General features: G+C 60.6%; 22 protein-coding genes. 8 read left to right on the top strand and 14 right to left on the bottom strand.

Annotation, left to right across the window (positions count from 1 at the left end):
- Positions 1-105 precede the first annotated feature (105 nt).
- From ACEN9A_RS02605 to ACEN9A_RS02595, 3 genes are all read right to left on the bottom strand, one after another.
- Complete coding sequence (locus ACEN9A_RS02605) at positions 106-480, bottom strand: DUF6124 family protein (protein ID WP_413388110.1); 375 nt, start codon at positions 478-480, stop codon at positions 106-108.
- 847 nt (positions 481-1,327) lie between these two features.
- Positions 1,328-2,131, bottom strand: coding sequence for a response regulator transcription factor (locus tag ACEN9A_RS02600; protein WP_018928403.1), 804 nt, complete (start codon positions 2,129-2,131; stop codon positions 1,328-1,330).
- Positions 2,132-2,240: 109 nt separating this feature from the next.
- Positions 2,241-2,711: a prepilin peptidase gene (locus tag ACEN9A_RS02595; protein ID WP_018928404.1), complete on the bottom strand. Its 471-nt coding sequence runs from the start codon at positions 2,709-2,711 to the stop codon at positions 2,241-2,243.
- Positions 2,712-2,786: 75 nt separating this feature from the next.
- Between ACEN9A_RS02595 and ACEN9A_RS02590 the strand changes: the two genes are divergently transcribed.
- Complete coding sequence (locus ACEN9A_RS02590) at positions 2,787-3,227, top strand: TadE/TadG family type IV pilus assembly protein (RefSeq protein ID WP_258672264.1); 441 nt, start codon at positions 2,787-2,789, stop codon at positions 3,225-3,227.
- A complete protein-coding gene (locus tag ACEN9A_RS02585) occupies positions 3,224-5,995 on the top strand; it encodes a PAS domain-containing sensor histidine kinase (RefSeq protein WP_258672262.1) in 2,772 nt (923 codons plus the stop codon). The genes ACEN9A_RS02590 and ACEN9A_RS02585 overlap by 4 nt, the downstream gene beginning before the upstream one ends.
- On the opposite strand, the gene ACEN9A_RS02580 is transcribed toward ACEN9A_RS02585, so the two are convergent.
- From ACEN9A_RS02580 to ACEN9A_RS02560, 5 genes are all read right to left on the bottom strand, one after another.
- On the bottom strand, positions 5,965-7,947 hold the full coding sequence (locus tag ACEN9A_RS02580; RefSeq protein ID WP_258672260.1) for a pilus assembly protein TadG-related protein: 1,983 nt from the start codon (positions 7,945-7,947) through the stop codon (positions 5,965-5,967). The two genes, ACEN9A_RS02585 and ACEN9A_RS02580, sit on opposite strands and share 31 nt — an antisense overlap.
- 307 nt (positions 7,948-8,254) lie before the next feature.
- Positions 8,255-8,812: a DUF4136 domain-containing protein gene (locus ACEN9A_RS02575; protein ID WP_258672258.1), complete on the bottom strand. Its 558-nt coding sequence runs from the start codon at positions 8,810-8,812 to the stop codon at positions 8,255-8,257.
- Positions 8,813-8,865: 53 nt separating this feature from the next.
- The gene (locus ACEN9A_RS02570) at positions 8,866-9,495 is read right to left on the bottom strand and encodes a DUF4136 domain-containing protein (RefSeq protein ID WP_258672256.1); all 630 of its coding nucleotides are present in this window, start codon (positions 9,493-9,495) and stop codon (positions 8,866-8,868) included.
- Positions 9,496-9,507: 12 nt separating this feature from the next.
- Entirely contained in the window at positions 9,508-10,257 is a 750-nt protein-coding gene (locus ACEN9A_RS02565; RefSeq protein ID WP_018928410.1) for a methyltransferase domain-containing protein, read from the bottom strand.
- Positions 10,257-10,559 (bottom strand): MazG-like family protein, encoded by a 303-nt coding sequence (locus ACEN9A_RS02560; RefSeq protein ID WP_007937232.1) that lies wholly within the window; start codon positions 10,557-10,559, stop codon positions 10,257-10,259. Before ACEN9A_RS02560 ends, ACEN9A_RS02565 begins: the two co-directional genes overlap by 1 nt.
- A gap of 191 nt (positions 10,560-10,750) precedes the next feature.
- On the opposite strand from ACEN9A_RS02560, the gene ACEN9A_RS02555 reads away from it, so the two are divergent.
- Positions 10,751-11,044 (top strand): hypothetical protein, encoded by a 294-nt coding sequence (locus ACEN9A_RS02555; protein WP_018928411.1) that lies wholly within the window; start codon positions 10,751-10,753, stop codon positions 11,042-11,044.
- Between the two features lie 85 nt (positions 11,045-11,129).
- Positions 11,130-12,470, top strand: a complete 1,341-nt coding sequence (locus ACEN9A_RS02550) for an MATE family efflux transporter (protein WP_258672254.1) — start codon at positions 11,130-11,132, stop codon at positions 12,468-12,470.
- A 23-nt stretch (positions 12,471-12,493) separates the two neighbouring features.
- Here ACEN9A_RS02550 and ACEN9A_RS02545 read toward each other — a convergent pair whose 3' ends face one another.
- The 6 genes from ACEN9A_RS02545 to ACEN9A_RS02520 form a co-directional block, all read right to left on the bottom strand.
- A complete protein-coding gene (locus ACEN9A_RS02545) occupies positions 12,494-13,291 on the bottom strand; it encodes a DUF4123 domain-containing protein (protein ID WP_258672252.1) in 798 nt (265 codons plus the stop codon).
- A complete protein-coding gene (locus ACEN9A_RS02540; RefSeq protein WP_258672250.1) occupies positions 13,288-14,610 on the bottom strand; it encodes a contractile injection system protein, VgrG/Pvc8 family in 1,323 nt (440 codons plus the stop codon). Before ACEN9A_RS02540 ends, ACEN9A_RS02545 begins: the two co-directional genes overlap by 4 nt.
- Before the next feature lie 233 nt (positions 14,611-14,843).
- Entirely contained in the window at positions 14,844-16,757 is a 1,914-nt protein-coding gene (gene speA, locus ACEN9A_RS02535; RefSeq protein WP_007937227.1) for an arginine decarboxylase, read from the bottom strand.
- Between the two features lie 220 nt (positions 16,758-16,977).
- Positions 16,978-17,349, bottom strand: coding sequence for a translation initiation factor Sui1 (locus ACEN9A_RS02530; protein ID WP_007914613.1), 372 nt, complete (start codon positions 17,347-17,349; stop codon positions 16,978-16,980).
- Positions 17,350-17,646: 297 nt separating this feature from the next.
- A complete protein-coding gene (locus ACEN9A_RS02525; protein ID WP_019582277.1) occupies positions 17,647-18,204 on the bottom strand; it encodes an NUDIX hydrolase in 558 nt (185 codons plus the stop codon).
- Between the two features lie 3 nt (positions 18,205-18,207).
- Complete coding sequence (locus ACEN9A_RS02520) at positions 18,208-19,275, bottom strand: DUF2333 family protein (protein ID WP_019582276.1); 1,068 nt, start codon at positions 19,273-19,275, stop codon at positions 18,208-18,210.
- 290 nt (positions 19,276-19,565) lie between these two features.
- Between ACEN9A_RS02520 and gcbA the strand changes: the two genes are divergently transcribed.
- The 4 genes from gcbA to aroQ all read left to right on the top strand — a co-directional run bounded on the left by gcbA (position 19,566) and on the right by aroQ (position 25,744).
- Positions 19,566-21,236, top strand: a complete 1,671-nt coding sequence (gene gcbA / locus ACEN9A_RS02515; RefSeq protein WP_258672247.1) for a diguanylate cyclase GcbA — start codon at positions 19,566-19,568, stop codon at positions 21,234-21,236.
- Between the two features lie 51 nt (positions 21,237-21,287).
- Complete coding sequence (locus tag ACEN9A_RS02510) at positions 21,288-23,234, top strand: methyl-accepting chemotaxis protein (RefSeq protein WP_258672246.1); 1,947 nt, start codon at positions 21,288-21,290, stop codon at positions 23,232-23,234.
- A 182-nt stretch (positions 23,235-23,416) separates the two neighbouring features.
- On the top strand, positions 23,417-25,159 hold the full coding sequence (locus tag ACEN9A_RS02505; RefSeq protein ID WP_258672245.1) for a protein-disulfide reductase DsbD: 1,743 nt from the start codon (positions 23,417-23,419) through the stop codon (positions 25,157-25,159).
- Positions 25,160-25,291: 132 nt separating this feature from the next.
- Complete coding sequence (aroQ, locus tag ACEN9A_RS02500; protein ID WP_007937215.1) at positions 25,292-25,744, top strand: type II 3-dehydroquinate dehydratase; 453 nt, start codon at positions 25,292-25,294, stop codon at positions 25,742-25,744.
- The last annotated feature ends 32 nt before the right edge of the window (positions 25,745-25,776 follow it).

The following is a 25,776-nucleotide window of genomic DNA, read 5'->3' as shown; positions in this document are numbered from 1 at the left end:
GGGCTGCGAAGCTGCCCCAAAATCTCTGGTGGTCCAAAGATCTTGTGAGTGCTACGCACTCAAACGGGGGCAAGCCCCCTCGCCACAGGTCGTTCCTACAAGGGGTCAGCTGTGTGGCGCGGCTTTTAGTACGTCGACGTTATCCAGCACCCGATTCACCGCCAGCTCGGCCAGCATGATCACCTGCTGAATCGCCAGGAGCGTATGCCGCTGTGGGGCGTCGACATAGACTGCAATGTCGCTGGTCATGACGCTGGCCGAGGCCAGTGATTCGCAGACATGGGCCAGCAAGCTTTCGTTGTCCATGTCCGGGGCGACCAGAAACATCCTGCTTGGTTTGCGGCCTTCGGGTTGTTTGGGTGGTGGTTTTAGGTAGTGGTCGAGCGCGCGTTCGGCGGCTTCGTTGAGTTTTTTGGAATCGGGGGATTCGTAGGGGGAAGTGCTGTCCACTTCAGGCGGATTCGGTGTGGCTTTGAACATGGTGAAGCTCCAAGTAAGTAATGGAGTTGCCACTAATCGCCGCGATGCGATGGGGGTGGCAGCTGTACGCAGGTTCGCGGACCGAGCTACTTGGAAACCCGGCATACCCAAAGGTATCCCGCGCACAGCCACCATAAGACCAAACGACACACTCCGAAGGAACGGCGGTTGGGGACGATGATTATGCACCAAGTAAGCTATTTCAGGCCGCGACGCCCGGTCGCTGAATTGTCAGCGACGGACAAAGGCTAGAGACGCAGCTTCCGACGGGCAACCTGAAAAATGCGTGGGAAAAGATCTGCGCACTGAGACATCAATTAAACATTCAAAAGCGGAGCGCGGAGCGTCCCTGGCGGCGTTCCCACGCGGGAGCGTGGGAACGATCATTCGTTAACCGATTGGTCGGCTGTCAGGCCGCCAAGATCAAAAGATCGCAGCCTTCGGCAGCTCCTACAGGGGAACGGCGTACACCCGCCCCTCACCACTCAACAGGCCGAGCGTTAGCTCGCCTGCCGCCTTTGATTTTGATCTGCCCGCCCCTTCGGGAGGCTGAGTGGAGGTGTTCATCTGGGGATTGGCGCGCAGCGCCGTTCGACGCAGTCGAACCCATCGCATGTAGGTTGAAGCGAAGCCAACCGTAGGGCGATGCCCCCAGATGGATACCGGAGCGAAGGAACGCCGAGCCTTAGCGAGGGGCCGTACGCTTGGGGCGAGACCTTTTGGTTCCTTTTGGGGCGTTTGCCAAAAGGGACTCGCCGTCAGGGCGAAACCATAAGTAGCCGTTACCGCAGAAACGGATATGTACACACCGCAAACAAGAACATGGTCGGCCCAAAGGCCGCCAAGATCAATGCGCAGAAACCCGCCGCCCCCCAGCATTCCCGGGCGACAACGCCAACGCCACCTGCGTACGATTATGCATATGCGTCAACCGCAACACCTGCGACACATAAAGCTTCACCGTGTTCTCGGTAATCCCCAACTCACAGGCAATCTGATAATTGGTCTGCCCCTTGCCCACCAACTGCGCCACCTCCAACTGCCGCGGCGACAACTGATTGAACACCGCCGGCATCCCCACCACCCGCTCCGGTTCACCGACCACACCGTCAACCGAACCTGACACAGGTTCCGGGGACGCCCCCCGACGAACCTTGTCCAGATCCTGATAAAGCTCATCGATCGATTCACAAAGATACTGCAGCTTCTGACTCAAATGCCCCAACTGCAGATTTCTCTGCCGCTCCTGCAAGGCCACCTCCTGACGCTGCAAACCTTCGAGCAACTCAGCCAGATCAATCGGCTTCTGATAGTAATCGGCGAACCCGATACGCAAAGCCTTGATCACATCCTGCTTGTTCGCATGCCCGGTGAGCATGATCGCCTCGAATGCCCGATGCTTGCCGGACAACCGCTGCAGCGCCTGGACAAGCTGGATGCCATCCATGTCAGGCATCTGCAAATCACACAGCACCAAGCCGATATTCACGTCTTCGCTGAAACGCTCGATCGCCTGATGGCCGGAGACACAAGGCACACACCGATAACCATTGAGCTCGATGAACTCGCAAAGCTCTTCGACAATCAACGGCTCATCATCAACCACAAGAACTTTTACTGCCGAGGTAAGCTTGTTCACGTGCCACTCCATGCCAAGTCTGGCTTGGCTGCTCCTGCACCGACACCACAGGCTGTACAACAACAGTTTTGAAAGTAGACGCACTTTCCAACTATGTACATAGAACAGGGGACGCCTGCGATTAATGCATCCAGGCCAGTGTGAGCAGCACACCCACCAGCACGAACGGCGCAAAGGGCTGTTTTTTTGACGCGCCAGGCTCCAGGTAACGAAGACGCGCTCTAAGCCTCTGCCCCATATGCAGCCAGAGTCTTGGCGCCAGCAGCAGCCAGAGCACACTGGCCACCCCGGCGCCGATGAAACCGCCGAGCAGGTGCGTACCGTCCGTCGCAAGACCCAGCGTCGCCATCAGCTTCACGTCGCCTGCCCCCATGCGTCGCACTGCATAACCGGGCAAGGTGAAGGCCAATGCCAACAACAAAGCCCAGCCGCCCTGCACCGCCTCGGCCCCCAGCCACGTAGTCCCTGTCCACAACAGATAGATAAGCGCCAGCACACCTGCACCGACGGTCAGGCCATTGGCGATGTGGCGCTCTCGGGCATCCTGTGCTGCGCAAAGCGTCAGCCAGATGAGTAGGACAAGGCTCTGCATCCGGTAAAAAACGTCCGTTTTGGCTGAATGATTCTATGCTGACACTACGCAGTAATTGTCAGGGTAGACGCACTCATGAAAATAGGCCTCCCCCGCCAACAAAAAGGTGCCGTGGCGATTGAGTTCGCCTTGGTGTTCGTGATTTTTTTCGCCGTGTTTTATGGGTTGGTCAGTTACAGCCTGCCGCTGTTACTGATGCAATCGTTCAATAAATCCACGGCCGAAGCGGTGCGTCGCAGCGTGGCGCTGGACCCAAGCACCGCCAATTACGACACCGCCGTACGAACCGTTGCCACCACCGAACTGACCCGGCAGCTGGCCTGGATTCCCGCCGCACTGAACTTCAACGTGGCCACCGACGCCAGCGCCACCTACACCGGCGGCGTGCTGACGGTCAGCATCAACTACCCCACCAGTAAACTGAATCAAGTGCTGCCGTTTCTGGTGCTGCCGGGAATCGGTTCGGTGCCCAATCTGCCGGCGACCCTCACGGCCCAATCGAGCCTGCAGTTTTGAGCTCCGGGGACAAACTCTTCGGGCGTCTGCTCAATCGCCATCCGCCACAGACCCCGAACACGCCAGACCCTGCGAGCGTGCAACGTGTCGGCTTGCAGCTGCATCTGAATGATGAAGGTCGAGTGATTCAGCTGAGCGGTCCGCTGCGTCATCTGCTGGCGCAACAAATAACCGACACGCAGTCACCACCGCACCTGCTCGATTACCTCATGCCCCATAGCACCCTGTCGGTCGAAGGCTCGCCGGCCGAATGGCAAGGACAGAGCCTGGACCTGGATTTTTTCAGCCTCGCCGGACAACCGCTGCACCTGCGCGGCTGGGTGCAGCCGTTGGGCGAAGAATGGTTGTTGCAGTTGATCGACATCGGCGATCTGTTGCTCGAACGTCGACAAGCGCGCAGTCGTGAACAGTGCCAGTTGCTCGCGGCGCAGGTCAGCGAGCAGTTGCGCCTGTGCAGCCTGACGCGCCTGCCCGAGGTACTGGCCGAACAACTGCAAGGCCTGGCCCAGCGTTTTCAGATTCCGTGCATGGCCATGGCCTTGCTCGATGAACAGGCCGAGGGTTGGTTGATTCACCAGCAGTACGCGGCCTTCGATGCACCAAGGTTGTGGGAAACCCATCAACACCTGGGCACCGGCCTCGACAGTTTGAATGGCTCAGTCCCCCAACAGTTGACACCCAGCGAGCACCCACGCCTGCAAAGCATCTTCGGCAATGCCGAAGGGTTCGCGGTGCCCTATCGCAATGCCCTGGGCGTGGTCGCGTGGTTGCTCTGTGGTTTCTACCCGGTGCAAGAACGTGCTCCCGACTTGAGCGAGCGCGACTGGTTGCAACTCACCGCCGCCCTGGCCGGCCCGCTGCTTGAGCGCTTGCGCGAGCATCAGCACCACCTGCAACTGGAACGGCTGGAATCTCTACAAGCCTTGCTCGGTACCGGTTGGTGGGAGGTCTTCAGCGACCATGCCGAAGTGCAATTGGCGCCGTCGCTCGCCAGTACGCTGAACCTTGCGAGCGCTCGTTTTCCGCTGCACGACTGGCTCGAACAGATTCATCCCGCCGACCGTGAAGAGCTGACGATTCGCCTGCAATCCTTGCAGGACGAAGGCGCGCCGTTGCTGTTGTGCGTACGTCTGCATCGCCCCGACACGACACAAACGCCGATCTGGTATCGACTGCAAGGCCAGGCGTTGGGCATCGGTAAAAACCGCCGGCTGGTGGGTTTCATGCTCGACATCAGCGACATCAAAAACCAGCAGCAGAACGCCGCTGCCGCCCATGCCCGGCTGGACAACTTGATCGCCAGTTCACCGGCGGTGATCTACGTGCAGCGCTATGTCGAAGGTGCGCTGCAACCGACGTTTTTCAGCGACAGCCTGTTGCCGCTGCTCGGTTGGTCGCTCGCCGACTGCGCCGCAGGCTCGCTGGTGGAGCGGGTCCATCCCGAAGACCGCGACGGCTATTTCGAGCGTACCCGGCAACTGCTGCGCGAGGGTTCGGTGAGCGCCCGTTATCGACTGCGCGACAGTCACGGCGATTACCACTGGCTGCTCGACGAAGCCAAACTGCTGCGCGATGACCTCGGGTTGCCGGTGGAAGCCGTGGGCCTGTGGCTGGATGTCACCGAGGCGACCCTGGCCACCGAGAAAGTCAAACAGAGTGAAGAGCGCTATCGGATTCTGGTGGAAGATTCCCCGGCGATGATCTGCCGCTACCGCCCCGACCTGACGCTGACCTTCGGCAACCGGCCTCTGGCGACCTATCTGGAATGCCAGCCCGAGCAGCTGCCGGGGGTGAACCTGGGCAGCTGGATGTCGCCGGAGCAGCGCGAAGCGTTCCTCCAGCGCCTCAGTCGACTGAGCCCGGAGTTCCCGGTCAGCACTGCGGAGATCAACCTGCAACTGCCGGGACGGGAACACGCCTGGTGGGTCTGGTCGGATCGCGGCGTGTTCGACGACCAGGGTCGTTTGCTGGAAATTCAAGCCGTGGGCCGCGACAACACTGAGGTCAGGCGCGCCCAGCAGCAGCTTACCCAGAGCGCGAAAATGGCCACCCTCGGCGAAATGGCCACCGGGCTTGCCCATGAAATCAATCAGCCGCTGAACGTGATGCGCATGGCCATCGTCAATGTGCTCAAGCGTCTGAGCAATGGCGACGCGCAAATCGATTACCTGACTGACAAGCTCAATCGCATCGACGCCCAAGTCCAGCGCGCCGCGCGGGTGGTGGATCACATGAGGGTGTTCGGCCGGCGTTCGGAGGTCGAGCAGCAGCCGTTCAATCCGGTTCAAGCCATCGACGGCACGCTGGCGCTGCTGTCCGAAGGCCTGCGTGGCAAAGGCATCGAGCTGCGGGTCAGCGAGAGCGGTTTTGATGTGCAGGTGCGCGGTTACGTCGATCAGCTGGAACAGGTGCTGATCAACCTGATGGTCAATGCACGGGATGCGTTGCTGAGCAAACGCGAGGCCGACCCGGCGTTTAAACCGTGGATTTCGCTGTACGCCGAACGTGATGAGCATTCAGTGCGGCTGTGGGTCGAGGACAACGGCGGCGGCATCGACCCACGGTTGCTGGAGCGGATTTTCGAGCCATTCTTCACCACCAAACCGGTGGGCGTCGGCACCGGGCTCGGGTTGTCGGTGAGTTACGGCATCGTCGAGAACATGGGCGGACGGTTGAGCGTAAGAAACGCAGCCGAAGGCGCGCGATTCTGTATCGAGTTGCCGATTGTCACGGGCGATCAGATCACCAGCGACGCGCGCCCTGAGTGACAACTGAGGTTGGCGCCGACGTCAACCTTGTTCAAGTCGACCCCAAGGCTTATCAGCACAGTGTTGATCAGACTGTCGAGCAACGGGTTGAGCACGCCGTTGATTGCGCTGACCAGCAAACTGGTCACGCTGCTCAGGATCGCCCCCAGACCGCCGACGAGACTGCCTGACGGGCCATACATATCGACATGAAGGTTGACCGGGGTGTTGAGCAAGTTGCTGACAATGCTGCTGGTGGAAAATGAGTAGTAAAACGGCGGCTGGTTGATGTCCGGCAGGCTGTTGGCCGGTGGTGCGGAGTAGACATGGGGCATGTTGGTGTTCGCCGCCACACTGGTGTCGGCAACGACATCGATGCCACCACCGATGCCTGGCACACGCGGATCGCAGGTGATGGGCACGAACAAAAACCTGCGACAGGTTTTGATGCCGATATCGATCAGTTTCAACGGCTGCACCGTGACCGTCGGTGGTGCGGTGTTGCTGCCGAACATACTGGCGGCATCGATCCGGCCGATTTTCAGGTTCACCAGCGATGTTCTGGTGTTGGTGGTCAGGGTTTTGTTGGTGTTGCTGACGCAGCTGTAAGCCGTGACGTAACTATCGGCACTGGCGACGTCCAGCGCCACGTCGAGCCGTATCGGCCCCGGTAGCACGATGACGTCGGGCGTCTGACAGGGCACGCCGATGGCACAGGTCAGTGAATTGAGCACCGCCACCAGGTCGAGATTGAGCAAGGCGTTGAGGGTGTTGGTCAGCGGTCCTGCCAGATCCGCCGCGGCATTGACCAGCGCCGCGATGGCGTCCAGCGCTGGCAAGTCGATCGACAACAACGTGCGAAGCTGTGCGGTTCTCACGTAGATCCGATTGGGCCCCAGCGGATCCAGCGCGGCGTTTTTCGGATTGCCGATCGCGGAGAGTTGCGGCGGCTCCAACACCTGCACCCGAGCGGTGATTTGCGCCAGCCCTGCCAGATTGATCGGCACTGTCGCCACCACACCGTTTTTCTTGTTGGCCAGTTGCACGACGCCTTCGATCAGGTTGAACACACTCACAGTCGTCGCGAACGTTGAGACGTCGCTGCCGTTCTCGACGTGCAGCAGATTGCCCAACACCACAGTCGTGGAGCCAGCGGCCACCTTGAGGGCTTGCAGACCGACAATGGTCGCCGTCGCGCCGAGGGTGCCGCCGGGGTCCAGCACATTGACGGCGGTCTGGATCAATTGGCTGACGGCCACCGAAGCGCCCAATACCTGGTTATACCCGGCGGCGTTGAGGCCGAGGTCGACCTTCAGTCGGTCAAGGTAACCCAGCAGGCTGATGTTGGTGTTCACCAACCCATCCCACCCTGCCACGGACACGTTCAGACTGCCGCCGAGCAAACCGCCGAACAGCGCATTGAGGGTGGCCGACTTGCTGCTATCGATGCTCAGCGCCGTGGTGCGCAGGGTCAGCGAAGCCAGCGGTGGCGGCAGCCCCGCAACGGCGGTCGCCGTCAGGTTGAGGGTGGCCCCGGCCGGCGCACCGCCGAATAGGGCGCCAACGCCACCGGCGAAACTCTGCGGCACCGAATGACTGACGATCACCCGAATGGCTTCGCTGCTGCTTGGGTTAGCCACAAAAACCCGAAGACTGTTGGCGTCCAGGCTCAAGGTGCCACAGGCTACCGCCAGGCTGCGCGTGGGGTCAGGAAGGGTGAAGCCGTTACGATTTACGCTGGCAGTGGCATAAGCGGTGGCTGTGGCACCCACGGCGCAATCACCGTTGCGCGTGGCAGCCTCCAGTGCGGCCATGTCGGCTATCCGCTGCAAGCTGCGTTTTTCCAGGTACAAGTGGCCACTGTCGACCACGATCAGCAGGAACACCAGGGCCATGCCGAGGGTCAGCACTGCCATCAAACCGATCGCTCCCCGTTGCCGGGCCGGGCTACGAAACTGCAAGCAGGGAGACATGGCGCACTCCTTTGCCGGCGCACCGCCGAGGGCTACCTCCATTGATGAACAGCAGTGTAGACAAGGGTTTGCCGGATTGCTGGCAACTAGCCATCCCACCAACAAAAACTCCCTGTGGGAATGGGCTTATTGTGGGAGCGGGCTCGTGTGGCGAGGGGGCTTGCCCCCGTTCGGCTGCGAAGCAGTCGTAAAACCAGTCACCACTTTCTAAGTTCAAGATTGTGGTTGCTGGTTTTAGGGGAGCTTCGCGCCCCAACGGGGGCAAGCCCCCTCGCCACAGGCTCGCTCCTTGGGGGCTGTGGTGTTTTCAGCGCGGTGGATAGTTAGCCAATATGCGCCCGACCGTCTGGCGTATCGTACTGCTGCGGTCCTCTGGCTTGGGTGTGCGGCTGAGGGTTTGCTCGTCGCTGCCACGCCACACCAGTTTGCCGTCCTTGCCATCGAGCAGGTCGATCTGGATGGTCGCCACCTTGTAGCTGACGTTGCGGGTTTCGTTGTACATCGGCCCGCCCCAATAACCGTTCCATGGGCCACCATAACCGCCACCATAGGAGGTGGTCACTTGTTGCTGGCGATCTTCAACGATCAGGTAGGTCTGCACCTTAAGGTCTGCCTTGGCGCCGGCGGCGGCCGGACGCAAGCCACGCTGATCCAGTTGATCGGCAACGGCCTGGCGGATGCGTCGCTCGGTCAGGTCACTCTTGATCCTTGGGTCGTCGGGACGGTATTGCACGGCGGGCTCTTTCCAGCTCCAACTGCGATAGGCGGCAAAGTCGCGGCTGGCATCGAAGTCATGATTGACCTCGTTGGCGGCGCAGGCAGTGAGCAGCGCGGCGATAGCCAGTAAAACGAGACGGCGGAACATGATTTTTCTCCGATTGAAGACATGCACCTGCGGGGCGCTTCCTGAACAGGAAGCTAACTAGGAGGATACGCCGACATGGCCTTTTCGACAGCTTCGCGCAGGGCATCGGCACGCTCGCTCTGGTTGCCCTGACTGCTGGTTTCGGCACTGGCACTCCACACCGGTTGACCGGTGCTTGCGTCGAACAGATCGACCCGCACCACCACAACCTGTACCTGATAAGTACGGACGACCGGCACGCTGTTGTACATGCCGTAACCCGTGCCATAGCGGTTGTAACCACCGCCGTAATACCCGCCGCCATAGCCGCCACCGTAACCAGAGCCGTCCTGCACCTGGCGCAAGCGGGTTTCCAGATGCAGGTCGGCGCTGACCAACAGGTCCGCCGGGCGGTTGTCGTGCAGTGGGCGCAAGCCGCGCTGGTCAAGGGCATTGCTGACGACTTCGGCCACCTGCTCCGAATCGGCCCAGGCCGTGCCCGCAGGCAGGCTCCCGTTGAGCCAGGCCCAGCTGCGGTAGCGACCGTAATCCCGTGGCGCCGCCGGGTAGGCGCTGCGGTCGAAAGTGCCGGCGGCCTGGGGCGGTGCCGGTGGCAAGGGATTGGACGTCGCGATGTAAGGGTTGCTGCCCTGACAGGCCGCCAACCCCAGACAGATCACCAGTAAACCTGAACGACTATTCATTGCGCACTCCGGTCAGATCGGCCGACAGATCCAGTGCAAGTAGCGCCCAAGCCCGGCGAAGCTTGGGTGACGGCGGTGAGCCAGTTCCATTTCCAGCAAGTCGAGCAGTTCGGCGCGGGCCTGGAATTCCACCGGCATGTAGTCATGAAAAACCCGCACTCCACTCTGGGTTTCGACCCGCCACAGACCCTCAAGTTGCGCTGCCAGATCCCGTGGATCAAGCGGCTGTTGCGGCGTCAGGCTCTGCTTCTCGCCAGCCATGTCGTTCTTGCGCATCTTGCGGAAATGGCCCTTGAGCAGGTTGCGGTAGATCAGCGCGTCGCGGTTATAGAACGCCAGGGACAACCAGCCGTCCGGCTTCGTCAACTGATGCAGCACCGGCAAAATCGCATGGGGTTCGGCCAGCCATTCCAGCACGGCGTGGCACAGCACCAGGTCATAGGGTTCGGTGAGTTGACCGAGCAACTCCTGCCACGGCGCTTGAATGAACGTCGCCGTCTGCCCGGCTTCGGCGAAACGCTGGCGAGCGCCTTCAAGCATCGGCTCGGCGGGTTCGGCCAGGGTCACCTGATGACCGCGCTGGGCCAGCCACAACGACATGTGGCCCAGGCCGGCGCCGATGTCCAGTACGCGCAACGGGCGGTCCGGCAGGGTTTCGGCCAGGTCGGCCTGCAGCACCGCGAGGCGGATCGCCCCTTTTGCGCCACCGTAGATTTTTTCAGCGAAGCGGGTCGCCAACTGATCGAAATGACGGTCGCTCATCAGCTGAACCGCCGTTCGCTGTCCGCGAGCTTGTTACGTACCACTTCATTCATGTCCAGCCCCAACTCGCTGCACAGCAGCAGTAAATACAGCACGATGTCGCCGATTTCCTGCCCGGCATGGGCCAGTTTGTCCGCCGGCAACTGGCGCGACTGGTCTTCGGTCAGCCACTGGAAGATTTCCACCAGCTCGGACATTTCCACGCTCGCGGCCATGGCCAGGTTTTTCGGGCTGTGAAATTGCCGCCAGTCATTGCGGTCACGAATGGCGTGCAGGCGTTCGGTCAGTTCAACAAGGTTCATCGGGCTCTCCTGAAGGCGTATAGCTTCAGGGGGATGACGGGTGAAGGCAAGTGGCAGCGTTGTGTCTGCGTACTTGCGCCATACTCAAAAAAATCGCAGCCTTCGGCAGCTTCCACGGGAACCCCGGAGCACGATCAATAGCCCAAGGCTCGGATCCGGCAACCACGCCACCACTCCATCAGGACGTACACATGCAGGTAGACAGCTTTTTCGAATGGCTCGGCCAGGCAATCGGTTCGGTCATCCGTTTTATCATCGACACCCTCAGTGGCCTGTTCAACCTGTTGAGCAACGCCGGCAGCAATTTTGTCGAAGGGCTGGCCCAGGCATTGGGCATGGAAACCTCGATCATCAGCATCATCACCTTGATCCTCGGGCTGATGCTGCTGTGGTCGGCGATCCGCGCCTTCATGAACGCGTCGATCATCATGGGGATTATCTGGTTGCTGCTGGGGTTGTGGTTGCTGAGCTGGATCATTCACTAAGGCTGCCCCACAGGCTCGCTCCCACAATGGATCGATGCGAATTCCGAGTTCGTCGCTACAATGCAGGCGCCCCCAAGGAGCCTGCATGTCCAACCTGATTGCCGACTGGCGCGACCGTCCGACCCATCGCCGCGTCTGGGCGCTCGCCGCCCCGATGATTCTCTCGAACATTTCCGTACCGCTGGTGGCGCTGGTCGACAGTACCGTCATCGGTCACCTGCCCTATGCTCATCAGCTCGGCGCCGTCGCGGTGGGCGCCAGTCTGTATACCTTTCTTGCCTGGGCCATGGGCTTTCTGCGCATGGGCTCCACCGGATTTGCCGCCCAGGCGGCCGGGCGTGGGGATGGCGCTGCGTTGCGGCAGATTTTGCTGCAAGGTCTGTTGTTGGCCATGGGCCTGGCCATTCTGTTGGGAGCGTTGGGCGTGCCGTTGAGCGGGGTCGCGTTGCACTTCATGCAACCGTCGGCGGAGCTGGATCAACTGACCCGCGAGTTTTTCCACACACGGCTGTTCGGGCTGCCGGCGGCGCTGGCCAGTTATGCGCTGGTCGGCTGGTTTCTCGGCACCCAGAATGCCCGGGCTCCGCTGGCGATTCTGCTGAGCACCAACTTGGTCAACATCGCACTCAACCTGTGGTTTGTGCTTGGCCTGGAGTGGGGAGTGGTCGGCGCGGCACGGGCCTCGGTGATCGCCGAGTGGACCGGCGCGTTGATCGGCCTGTTCATGACCCGCAAAGCCCTGCGCGCTTATCCCGGCCATATTGCCTGGGCCGCGCTGGCGTTGTGGCAGAGCTGGCGCCCATTGTTGGCGGTCAACCGCGACATTTTCATCCGCAGCCTGGCGTTGCAGTCGGTGTTCTTCCTGATCACCGTGCAGGGTGCACGACTGGGAGATGCCACGGTCGCCGCCAATGCGCTGCTGCTCAACGGCCTGCTACTGACCGCCCACGCACTGGACGGTCTGGCCCACGCCGTGGAAGCCCTGTGCGGACACGCCATCGGCGCTCGCGACCGCGATGCCCTGCGCCGCTCACTGGTGGTGGCGTGCGGTTGGTCGCTGCTGGCAAGCCTGGGGTTTGCCCTGCTGTTTCTGTTCGCCGGGCACCTGTTCATCCAGATGCAGACCAACATTCAGAGCGTGCGCGACACCGCCTTCATCTATCTGCCGTACCTCGCCGCGCTGCCGCTGATTGCGGTCTGGAGTTACCTGCTCGACGGCCTGTTCATCGGCGCCACCCGTGCCCGGGAAATGCGCAACGGCATGCTGTTGACCGTGATCCTGCTGCTGCCCTTCGCCTGGATGCTGCAAGGCTTGGGCAACCATGGACTGTGGATAACCTTCCTGTTGTTCATGGTGCTGCGCAGCCTGACCCTTGGCACATTCGCCTGGTACTTGCGCAAGAACGACGGCTGGTTAAAAGGATGACGAGCGACATACCTTCAACCCGTTCAGGGTTGATCGTTCTGCCACAGGTTGCGCAGGCTATCGAGACGCTCCTGCTGGGTGGTTCCCGATAACGGTTGCCCCGGCACGGCGTCAGGGTGCTGCAAGCGCAGCCATAACCAGCCATCGAGCACCGGGCGCTCACTGAAACCCAGCGCCAGCCCTTCCTGCAGGTGAGCCCACAAGCTGTTGTAGTCGGTGCCGGTGGATCGGCTCCAGCGCCAGGCATGCTGCTCCAGCAGGCAGGTCTGCAAGCTGTCTCGCTGACGCGAGCTGAGGTTTTCTTCGATGGCCAGCGGCCTGACGGCAAGCCGTGGATTGAACAACTGTTGCCAGCCCAGACAGCCAATGGCCCGATCGGCCCAAGTGCCGCCGAACCAGCGTAGCTGATCGATCGGACCGAGCCAGCGACTCAGCTCCTGCGCATCGCAGGCATCGAAAAAGTAACTCGCCGTTTGAGGGTTGTAGTAACACAACAAGGCCCGGTGATGCAGGCTGAAGGTGACGGTGAGCATGTGGCGCAAATGCTCCAGCAGTTGTGATGAAGAGGCTTCACTGACCAGCAGCAACCCGCCCCATGTGTGCGGCTCACTTGAGTACAGCTCGGCGAGTGCCGGGCATTCGCGAAGGTCGACCAACACTGGCCCGTGCTCACGCAACGGATGAAACTCGGTGCCTTCGAACAGCCAGAACCATCGGACATGAGCAAACTGTTGCCGCAACATCGCACCGGCCCGAGGCACGCCCGGCACATCGAGCAACAGCCATTGCGGGGTCGAGTCGGGCGCCTGAACGGCAATCATGCCGCACCGCTCTGGCCAAGCTGCGTCGCTGCCCGGCAAGTGCATAAGGATTGCGCGCAATGACTGAAACTGCCCCCACCTGGCAGCAAACACAGGAGTACCAAGGGTTCGCTGGATTGCAGCAAGCCCAATAAACCATCAACCGCGCGGCTGGTTTCAGTGGTCGAGGCGGATAGCAGCTCGGCCATGCCCGGCTCTGCGCTGGACGGTGCTCCGGGAAGAAATCCGCTGATCAAGGGTTGATCAGGATCACCTTCGATAAAGCTCACCAGCACTTGCGTGCCCTCACTCAAGGGCATGACACCCGCGCTTTCCAGCTCGCCAGACAACGGCAACCAACAGTGGCTGGGGGCTGCGCCTTCGCCCTGATATAGCCAGTCAAACTGCACGGCGACCGATCTGCTGGGATCGGGGCGAGATTCACCGACGTCGACTACCCATCCCCTTTGCAGGCTGTGCATCCTGGGTTTCACAACGGGATGAGCCGCGATGAAAGGCACCTCCTGCGCAACGACGCGCAGCTGGTTGCGATACAAAAAATCTGGCTGTTGTCCTCCCTGATGCTCGACATGGGTCACTAGCCAGAGACGATTCCAGTCCGCATACGGATGACCTGACAACGGCATCAGTTGACCGCTGCGCAGCGTTGGCAGGTTCGTCTGCCCCTCGGCAATCTGCCCGCAGCCATGAAGCTTGAACTGATGCACTCCCGGTCGTTCGCTCACATCCTCGAAGCCCCTCTCTTCACCACGGCGAAACTGCCCCGGACCGTCGCCCAAGACCAGACAATGCCCACGCGCACGGTGCTCGAAGTAGTAATGAAGCCGCTCCTGGGCGCATAGACGCTGGAGAAACTGCAGGTCCGATTCCCGATACTGCGTGCAGAAATCACGGGGCGGATAATCGCCGCTCAGGTCGAAACGACGATCCTTGCCGGCAATGCCGTGCTCCTTGAGAACCTGGGCGAGAATGTCCGGCACCGAGCGATCGCTGAAAATTCGCTGATTGAAGCGCTGGGCCAGGCAAGCAAGCCTGGGGCCCAGACGTACACGACAAAGCCTGGGCTCATCGCCATGACCAGATTGAACGAGGCCAAGCAACTGCCCGTGAATGCCCTCCCCCTGCGGCCCGAAGTGCAAAAAGGCCGAGCGGTACAGCAGGCTTGCAAGGTCCAGCGTCGGGTCATCGTTCAGCAGATCCACGTCGAACGCAAAAGGCTCGCTGATCGCTTCACTACCGGTAAAGGCCAAGACCTCAAAGGGGTCGGCAAGACCCGCTATATCCAGACGAAATGACGGTTCGTTGACTGGATCGAACATCGGCGATTCTCTACAGGAGGGGCGGCCGGGGATTCTCGCTGAGAGACATGGCCGAGTAGAGTGCCGAAGTACAACTTAGGAAATGACCTACGTGAAAAGAAGACCACATCGCTTGGATTGCTAGGTATGTGGGTCATTTCGCGTGAAAAAAGAGAAGCCCCGCACCAGGTCATCTGAAATTTCCGCAACCTACGGAGAAATTTCAGACAACCTGATGGGCGCGGAGCCTTACCTCAAGAAGACAGGTAAGACGAACGGGTCAGGCCCAGACGCAAGGCATCGAGGAACTGGGTGCGCTCGCTGGCGCTGATGCGGGCACTGGCGCACTTGTCGCGGTAGTGGGTCATCAGCTCTTCCGGCGACAAGTGCACGTAACGCAGCATGTCTTCGATGGTGTCGTGGGTTTCGATACCGGCGTGGTAAACGCTGCCGTCAGCATTCTGATAGATGTTCACCGAGTCGGTGTCACCGAACAGGTTGTGCATGTCGCCAAGAATTTCCTGGTAGGCACCCACCAGGAAGATCCCCAGCAGATAGTCTTCACCGTCATTCAGACCGTGCACCGGCAGGCTGGTCTCGATGCTCTGCTCGTCGACGTACTGCTTGATCTTGCCGTCGGAGTCGCAGGTCAGGTCTTGCAGCACCGCACGGCGCAGCGGCTCTTCGTCGAGACGGTGCAGCGGCAGGATCGGCAGGACCTGGCCGATGGCCCAGGTGTCCGGCAGGCTCTGGAATACCGAGAAATTGCAGATGTACTTGTCGGCCAGTTTGTCGTTGAGTTCGTCGAGCACCTGACGGTGGGAACGCTGACGGGCCTTCAACGAGTTGTGCAGGCGGCGGCAAACGGCAAAGTAGCACTGCTCGGCCAGGGCTTTTTGCGCCAGGGTCAGCTTGCCATCGGCGTATTGGGTGGCCACATCGCTCATGTAGTGCGTGGCGCGCCAGTAGGTCTCGGTGACCATTTCGATGTCGGTCGGGCCGAGCAGGTCAACCAGCCACTGCACGGTTTCCGGCAGTTCTTCCTTGTTGTCGATCTTCGGCACGTCGTCGTTGTGTTTCTCGACGTCGGTCACCTGCACCACCAGCATCGCGTGATGGGCGGTCAGAGAGCGGCCACTTTCAGAGAAGATGTTCGGGTGCGGCAGGCTCTGCGCGTCGCAGAATTCCTTGAGCATCCCGACCACGACACCGGCGTAATCGTCCATGTCGTAGTTGATCGAACTGGCGTTACGCGAGTGAGTACCGTCGTAGTCCACGCCCAGACCGCCGCCGACGTCGATGTGATCGACCGGCAGGCCAAGGTTGCGCAGTTCGCCGTAGTAACGAATCGCTTCCTTGAAGCCATGCTGGTAGTCCGCCAGGTTGGCGATCTGCGAACCCATGTGGAAGTGCAGCAGGCGAATGCCCTGGTCCAGGCCAGCGGCACGGAAACGCTCGACCACCGACAGCAGCTGCGCCGCCGACAGGCCGAACTTGGATTTTTCGCCACCGGTGTCTGCCCACTTGCTCGACGCCAGGGACGACAGACGCACACGCAGGCCGACCTGAGGCTTGACCTTGAGCGACGCCGCTTCTTCGATCACCAGACCGACTTCGGATTCTTTCTCGATCACGATGAACACGTTGTGGCCCAGCTTCTGGCCCATCAGCGCCAGACGGATGAACTCACGGTCCTTGTAACCGTTGCAGACGATGGTGCCACCCTTCGGCGCCAGCGCCAGTACCGCCAGCAGCTCAGGCTTGGAGCCGGCTTCCAGACCGATCGATACGTTCTGGGTGGCGATGATGTTCTCGATCACCGCTTCCTGCTGGTTGACCTTGATCGGGTACAGCGCGGTGTACTTGCTCTGGTATTCCAGGCGCTCGATGTTGGCGTCGAACGCACCGGTCAGCTGACGCACGCGGTCTTGCAGAATGTCTGGGAAACGCACCAGCAACGGCAAGGACAAACCGCTTTTGCGCAGTTGGTCGACTTGCTCGAACAGGTCGATAGGCGAACTGGTCGGGCCGTTCGGACGAACTTCGACGCGACCGGCGTCATTGATCGCGAAATACCCGGCCCCCCAATGGCGAATCCCGTAAACACTGCGGCTGTCCGCAACTGTCCATTGGCTGCCATCGTCTTTGCGTGTGCGTCTTACGGACATCGAAGTCCCCTATAAAGAAGTCATAGAGCGTCGCCTTGAGTTCAGGCCGGCGCAGTCTAAAGAATGAAAATGACGTTTCGTCAACGAGGGGGTAGACCTCGCTGACCGCAGTGAGTTTAGAAACCGGTCATGAACAGGCTCTGTGAAAACCATGGAGACGACGCCAGACCAGAATGCAATCAGGACTGGATCAAGCCGCAGGTGGTTTTCACAGAGGCTGCTAGCCGCCGGACTTCTTCGCTTTGAAACCGTGCTTGATCAGCTCAGCCAAGAGTAGCTCGACATGATCGCCCTGGATTTCGATGATCCCGTCTTTCAACGCCCCACCGGTCCCACAACGTTTCTTCAACGTAGTGGCCAGTTCCTTGAGCGCGTCTTCGGCCAACGGCACGCCGGTGATGGTCGTCACCGTCTTGCCGCCACGGCCCTTGCTTTCGCGACGCACGCGAGCGATGCCGTCGCCGGCCGGGATAACGGTTTGTTTGCAGATGCAGGCATCCACCGGTTTACTGCATTCCGGGCAATGACGACCTGCGTCGGTGGAAAATACCAGGCCACCAAGGGCGGCGAAGGATGCGGCTTTTTTGGCCACCGGCAATCCTCTTGGGAGGACAAAGACTGATCGCAACCTTGGGCAAGGTTATCGACCGCGAAGCCCCACTCAGGCAGGGGCAGCGCTACTGAAACGGTTACAACACTGTGTATGCGCGTAGGAGCTGACGAATGAAACGAGGCTGCGATCCTTTGATTTTGCTTCAAAAGCCAGATCAAAAGATCGCAGCCTCGTTGCACTCGACAGCTCCTACAAAAAGCAATGCCGGTTCAGTTTGAAAAGGTCGCGCAGTGTAACGGCAAAAAGCCGACTTGCTAAGAGCCAATCGGCGCCAATTTACAGCTCTTTTGCGACGTCATCCCCTTGTGCGCGAAGATAGCGCTTCAGAGCTGCCAAAGAGTCCGGGCAGTACGGCTTTTGCTGGATTTCCAGCAGGACCTGATCGATCGGGATAAAGCGCGCTTCCAGCACCTCTTCCGGTTGCAGGATCAATGGGCCGTCCCACACCGCCGAAAACGCCGAACACCAGAGCCGGTTGCCGGTGTCCTCGAAAAAAAAGTGATCGTGGGCGGTCAGTTCCACACCGCTCACCCCCAGCTCTTCTTCCAGCTCACGGGCCGCCGATTCGGCGTAGGTCTCGGTGGCCAGCACCATGCCGCCGGCCGCCACGTCCCAATAACCGGGATAAATCGCTTTGCTCAGGGTGCGCCGGTGAACGCACAGCTCACCGGCAGAATTGAACAGCATGATGTAGGTGCCGCGCCCGATCAGCCCGCGCTCGCGCAAGTCGGAGCGCACCAGAGCGCCGAGCAGGTTGTCCTGCTCGTCGACCCAGGCGATCTGTTCGGCATCGGAGGCCGCGCGGTGGGCGGCCTCTTTAGCGCTATCTACCATGACTCAGCCCTGATTGAGCAGTTGACGCAAGTCGATCACCGCGGCGTTGGCCCGGGAGATGTAATTGGCCATGACCAGCGAGTGGTTGGCCAGCACACCGAAGCCGCTGCCGTTGAGGATCATCGGACTCCAGACCGGCTCTTGCGAAGCCTCCAGCTCACGGATGATCTGGCGCACGCTGACCGTAGCGTTTTTCTTCGCCAGCACATCGGCGAAGTCGACTTCGATGGCGCGCAGCAGATGGGACAATGCCCAGGCCTGACCACGGGCTTCGTAGAACACGTTATCGATCTGCATCCACGGGGTTTCAACGACTTCTTCGTCAACCTGCGGCACCTGACCGAGCGCCGGGACTTCGGTTTTCAGCGCAGTGTTGAGCTTGACCCGGCCAACGCTGGCCGACAGCCGTTGCGACAGCGAGCCCAGACGAGTCCCTACATCACCCAGCCAGTTGTTCAGGTTGTCGGCGCGGGCGTAGAACAGCGCGCTCTTCTGGTCAGGACCCGACAGGCGTGCCTGATAGCGGCTCAGGGAGTTGATGCCTTCCTGATACTCGGACTCACTGGATGGCAGCACCCAGCTCTTGTTGTCGAAGTTGAAGCGCGGCTCGGCCTTGGCCAGGTCGGCGTCTTCGGCGGACTGCGACTGGGAACGGGCGAAGTCTTTACGCAGCGCACGGCTCAGGTCGCGGACCTGGACCAGCACGCCATATTCCCAGCTCGGCATGTTGTCCATCCACAGGCCCGGCGGGAAACGGTCGTTGGAAATATAGCCACCCGGTTTGGTCAGCAAGGTACCGGCGACAGTCTTGAGGGTTTCCACCGTGGTGTACCCGACCACCATCTGCTTGCCTTCTTTCTCGGCTGCCACCTGGGCATTTTGCTGAACCGGGAACAGCGCGGGCTCCTGGCTCCAGTACCAGCCCAGCGCGATAGCCACCAACAGGTAAAGGCAAATCAGAGTGGCCAGCGCCCGACTGAACAACAGGCCACCAAAATAACTGCGGGTGGCCGATTTCGGTTCAGCGGCACGCTCAGGCGCGCTGCCCGTGCGGTTCTTCCAGTCCAGCATGGCGATATCCTTTCAATCACTTGAGTTCATCGGTTCGACTACAACCCTACGCCATCGTGCCTTATTTGCCGCGCATTAAATCCTGCGGGACACAGCGAGCCATACAATGACTGCAATCGAAGCCGTCACTATAAATGAAGCACAGCGTTGAGCCTATGCGACCAGTCGGTCGGGAACTGAATGATGTCGCTTTGCAGATTATTGACGCAGGACACTCATGCAATTGAAAAGAGGTGCTAGCATAGAGCCACCAGTCGATCTCAGCATGCACCCTAACTAGTAGTCAGGATATGACCGAGCCAGAAGACCCCAGCCGTGAGCGCCTCAAGCACCACTTTGCCCAGCGGGTAATTCATCAGGCACGTCAGATTCTTGAGATATGGCAACGCCTGCAACGCAACGAATGGTCCATCGCCGACTTGTCGGAGCTGAGCGAGGCCAATCTGCGCCTGCTGCGCTTTGCCGAACGTTTCGAACAACCGGAACACACCCTGCTGGCCCGTCATATCGGCCAGTCGCTGGAGGCCGTCGACGCCAATCGCGGACGCCTGAGCAGCGGATTGATCACTGACCTCAACCGCCTGATGCAGCGCTTGTCCCGCACCGGCCTGCGCCATGGCGATCAGCTCGAACACACCTTTCTGCCACCGCTGCGCAAGCCGATCTACGTGATGCTGCAGGATCACGACCGGGCCGAACGGCTGGCCAAGCAACTTGAGTTCTTCGGGCTCAGCGCCCAATCCCTGGGCAGTGTCGCCGCGTTCCGCGCCTCGATGGTCGAGCGGTTACCGGCGGCGATTGTCATGGACGTCGACTTCAGCGGTGCCGGCATCGGCCTGAAACTGGCGGCCGAAGCCCAGCAAGGCCTGGAGCAGCCCTTGCCGTTGCTGTTTTTCAGCTTGCACGAAACCGACACCCCGACTCGCCTCGCTGCCGTGCGCGCCGGCGGCCAGGAGTTTCTCACCGGTACCCTCGAAGCCTCGAGCCTGCTGGAAAAGATCGAAGTGCTGACCTGCGTCGCCCAGTACGAACCTTATAAAGTGCTGATCATCGACGACTCCCGCGCACAGGCCTTGCACACCGAACGCCTGCTCAACAGCGCCGGGATCGTCACACGGACCTTGATCGAACCGATCCAGGCCATGGCCGAACTGGCGGATTTCCAGCCTGACCTGATCATCCTCGACATGTACATGCCGGCCTGCACCGGTACGGAACTGGCCAAGGTAATCCGCCATAACGACCGCTATGTCAGCGTGCCGATCATTTATCTGTCGGCCGAAGACGATCTGGACAAGCAGCTCGACGCCATGAGTGAGGGCGGCGACGACTTCCTGACCAAACCGATCAAGCCGCGACACCTGATCACCACCGTGCGCAACCGCGCGGCGCGGGCGCGCAATCTGAAAGCGCGGATGGTGCGCGACAGCCTGACCGGTTTGTACAACCACACCCATATTCTGCAGCTGCTCGAAGACTGTTCATTCCGTGCCCGTCGCGAAAACAAGCCGCTGAGCTTTGCGATGCTCGACATCGACCACTTCAAACGGGTCAACGACAGCCACGGCCATCCCATGGGCGACCGGGTGATCAAGAGCCTGGCGCTGTTCCTCAAGCAACGGTTGCGCAAGACCGACTTCATCGGCCGTTACGGCGGTGAAGAGTTCGCCATTGTCATGCCAGACACCGATATTGAATCGGCCTACAAGGTGCTCGATGAAATCCGTCAGCGCTTTGCCGAAATTCACTACCCCGCGCAACCCCTGGACCTCTGGTGCACCTTCAGTGCCGGCGTCGTCGAACTGCACGAAGGCTCCGACAGCCTGATGATGGCCACACAGGCAGACGAGGCGCTGTACCGCGCCAAGGACGCCGGACGCAACCGCGTGCAAGCCGCGCGGGAGTCAAAGCAAAGTGCCACTTTTTCATCGGAATCGACCGACTCGGTCATAACGCTGTAACAGAAACGCAATAACTTCAGGTACTTACCATTCTGCCATTGGTAGTCCGCAATGCGCCTGAAGCTGTTGACCAATCTCAATACTCTCCTTCTGGTCGCCGTTTGCGTGGCCCTCGGCGCTACCCTCTGGTGGTCGCAAAAAGCCCTGGAACGCCCCTATCTGTTGATGGAGCGTTACTTGGGCCTGTCTCAGCAGTTTCAAAATGAAGTGGCGCGCAACGTCGAGGATTACCTGGCCAGCGGCGATGCCCTGCGCCTGAGCAGCGCCAGCCAGGCCATCGACAGCCTGCAAAAAGAGCTCGGCGAATTACCTCCGAGCCTGGCCGACACCTTGCGCCCCAGCCTGTCGAACCTGGAAGAGTTCAGCAAGACTGACTTGCTGGCTGCCGGCAAACTCGCCGGTGATCCACAAGCCCTGCTGCTGCAAGCTGAACGCGAGCTCGGCGCCAGCCTCGATCAGCTCAGTCAATACGCCAATGGCAACGCGGCGTACCTGACGCCTTTGCTCTCCGCTTCCCAGCATCTGGGCAAGTTGTCTCTGGCCCGGGACAAACTGGTCAGCAGCGGGCGCAGCGAACTGGCCGCCGATGTCGAGCGCGAAGTCGCCAACATCCGCATTCAGGCTGAACAATTGAACACCTTGCCGCTACTGGGGGTGACCGCCAGCAGTGAATCGAACACCGATGATTTCGCCGCCATGATGGGCCTGGAGAACGGCGAAAAAACCGTCGCCGAAGATGCCGGCGTCAGCCTCAAGCGTGAACTCAACAGCCTGCTCACCCGCTACCCGGCTGAACTGGCGCGCACGCGCGAACAGATCCAGAAACGCGCCGACCTCAGCGCCGCGACTCACTTGAAAATCACCGCCGTGCAACAGGCCACCGCCGGGCTGGAACCAGTAGTGCGCGCCCAGCACGGGCAAATCCAGGGCGAAGTGCGGCTGATGCAGGGCGTGATGATCGGGCTGATCCTGCTGATCGCATTGCTCATCGATACCTTGCAGCGACGCCTGGCCCGAACCCTGACCAATCTAGCCCCGGCGCTTTCGATCTGGGCCGAGGGCGACTTCAGTCGCGACATTCAACTGGGTGCGACCAACCGCGAGTTGCATGACATTCAAGCCTCGCTCAATCGCTTGCGCGCCTATCTGGTCGACCTGGTGGGAACCATTCGCCTCAACGCCGAGCAGGTCGCCGGCAGCAGCCGGACGCTGGCCGAATTGAGCAATGACCTGCACAGCGGCGCCGAGCATCAGGCCGGCGACACCGCGTTGATCCGCGACTCCCTCGGCGAACTCGAGGCGACGATTCAACAAGTCGCCGGTGACGCCAGCCAGGCCGCGAACGCCAGTCGTCATGCAGGGCTGGCGGTGGAGCACGGTCAGAAAGTCATCGGCCTGAGCCTCACCGGGCTGCATGCGCTGGTGGGTGAAGTGCAAGGCAACGCGCAGATGATCGAACATCTGGCCGAAGAGTCGGCGACCATCGGCGGCGTGCTGACGGTGATTCGCTCGATTGCCGACCAGACCAACCTGCTGGCGCTGAATGCCGCCATCGAGGCGGCCCGCGCCGGGGAGATGGGCCGGGGGTTTGCGGTGGTGGCCGAAGAGGTTCGCTCACTGGCGCAACGCACCGCCGGTGCCACCGCCGAGATTCAGACGCTGATCGCCGGCCTGCAAACCGCCGCGCGGCAATCGGTCGAAGGCATGCGCGCCCAAGTCGAACACGCCGAAGCCACGGCCAACCAGGCCCAGGCCGCCGACGGTGCATTGGATAAAATCGTCGGAGCGATCCAGACCATTTCCGACACCGCCGTGCGCATCGCCGATGTCACTGCCCAGCAGAGCGGCGCCGTCAGCGAAATCCGCGATCACAGTGAGCGGATTCATCAATTGGGTGGGGATAACTTGCTGCGTATCGGCGAGGGGCGTGAGCAAGGGGAGAATTTGCTGGTGCTGGGCGGACGGTTGCATACCGCCGTTCAAGCCTTCCGCGTCTAGTTGCCCCCCTGCAGGAGCTGCCGAAGGCTGCGATCATTTGATGTTGATCCTGGCGGCAGATCGAGCGTTGAAGATCAAAGTCAAAATATCGCAGCCTTTGGCAGCGCCTACGGGAGATCGGCGTAGTCGCATACATTGCACACTCAGCTATCATGCCCGCACCTCCGATACGCGAGATTGTCATGCGCCGTTTGCTCTGCCTGCTGTTTTTAGTGCTCGCCCTCCCGGCCTCCGCCGCCGGGTTGCTGGACAGTCGCCCCAGTTCCACCCTGGGTTCGATCAACAACAGCGCCGACTTTCTGCCGGTGCGCGAAGCCTTTCAGTTGAGCCTGGTAGAAAGTACGCCACAATCGATCAAGCTGCGTTTCGTCGCCACCGAGGGTTACTACCTCTACCGCCATCGCTTCCAGTTTCGCGCAGATCCGGCCGACGTTGGCCTCGGCGCGGCTCAACTGCCCAAGGGCGAACAAAAGCACGATGAATACTTCGGCGATGTCGAGGTTTACCACGGCATTCTCGACGTAGAACTGCCACGCACCGATTCCCGCGCCTTTACGCTGGCCGTGACCTATCAAGGCTGCGCCGACAAAGGCCTGTGCTACCCGCCCGAAACCGAACGCCTGAGTATTGATGGCAGCGGTGCCACGACCACAGCCTGGGGCTGGCGCGAACTGGCGCTGTTCTTCCTCGCAGGCCTCGGGCTGACCTTCACCCCCTGCGTGCTGCCGATGCTGCCGATCCTCTCCGGGGTGGTCCTGCGCGGACAGATCGGCGGTTTACGTGGCTTCAACCTGTCGCTGGCTTATGTGCTGCCGATGGCCATCTGCTTCGCCCTGCTGGGCGCCTTGATGGGCATGTTCGGCGCACAGCTTAATCTTCAGGCGCGCTTGCAATCGGCCTGGGTGCTGGTGCCGTTCGCGCTGTTTTTCGCGGTGTTTGCCTTGGCCATGTTCGGGGTGTTCGAACTGAAACTGCCCTACGCCATCAGCAGCCGCCTGGACCGGATCGCCGGGCGTACCGAGGGTGGCTCGCTGTGGGGCGCGGCGGTGCTGGGCGTGGTGTCGAGCCTGCTGGTTTCGCCCTGCGTCTCGGCCCCCTTGGCCGGTGCGCTGCTGTACATCAGCGCCAGCGGCGATGCGCTGGGTGGCGGCTTGAAACTGTTCATGCTCGGCCTGGGCATGGGCGCGCCGCTGTTGCTGGTAGCGACTGGCGGCGCGGCCTGGTTGCCGAAAAGCGGGCCGTGGTTGATCTACGTGAAAAACGCGATTGGTGTGCTGCTGCTGGGGCTGGCGATCGGTTTGCTCAGCCGGGTATTGCCGGGCCAGATCACCTTGCTGTTGATCGGCCTGCTCGCCGGTGGCGTCGGTTTGTTCATGGGCGCGCTGGAATTCGTCTATAAACCGCCGAGAAAACGCTTGGGGCAATTGTTGGGGATGTTCCTGCTGTTTTATGCACTGGCCTGTTGGTACGGCGCGTTCAGCGGTCAGTCCGATCCGTTCAACCCCATTGGCCAGCCGCGCATCGTCGCCAGCAACGAGCAGCAACCGCAAATCGCCAGCACCTGGCAAACCATCACCACTCCAGCCGAACTGGATCGTGTCCTTGCCGAAGCCAAATCCTCTAGCGCGCCGCTGCTGCTCGACTGGTACGCCGACTGGTGCATCAGTTGCAAAGTCATCGAACACGAAGTGCTCAACGATGCCAACGTCGTCGAACGTCTCAAAGGCTATCGACTGATCCGCTTCGACATCACCGCCAGTAACACCGAACAGCGCGCCCTGCTCGACCGCTACAAGCTGTTCGGCCCTCCGGCGCTGATGTTTTTCGGCAGGGACGGCGTCGAACGCATCGATGTGCGAGTGATCGGCGAGATAAACGCCATGGACTTCGCCGAACGTGTTGCGAAAGCAAATGACCGGATTTAATCACCCGGTCACATATTTCGCGCAAACATCGGCCATCGTGCTGCCTATTGCATAGAACTGGACAGTCACAAAGGCTTTGCGGCATAGTCGCCGGGTTCTGACAATTGCACACAGATTACAAAGGAGCAGCAGATGGCGACCCTATTGGTTTTGCACGGCCCTAACCTGAACCTGCTCGGTACCCGGGAACCGGGCGTCTACGGTGCAACCACCCTGGCACAAATCAACCAGGACCTGGAACAGCGGGCGCGCAATGCCGGCCACCATTTGCTTTACCTGCAAAGCAACGCCGAGTACGAATTGATTGACCGCATCCACGCTGCTCGCGGCGAAGGTGTGGACTTCATTCTGATCAATCCAGCAGCTTTTACGCATACAAGTGTCGCGTTACGTGACGCGCTGCTGGCGGTGAGCATCCCATTCATCGAAGTGCATTTGTCTAACGTGCATAAACGCGAACCTTTCCGCCATCACTCTTACTTCTCCGATGTAGCGGTGGGAGTGATCTGCGGCCTTGGCGCCAGCGGTTATCGACTGGCCCTGGAGGCCGCACTAGAGCAGCTTGAAAGACAGGCAACGGCTTGAACAACAAGCGTTAAACGCCCCTGACCGACCCT

This window comes from Pseudomonas sp. Pseusp18, from assembly GCF_059506005.1.
This window is presented reverse-complemented; position numbering and strand designations above follow the sequence as displayed.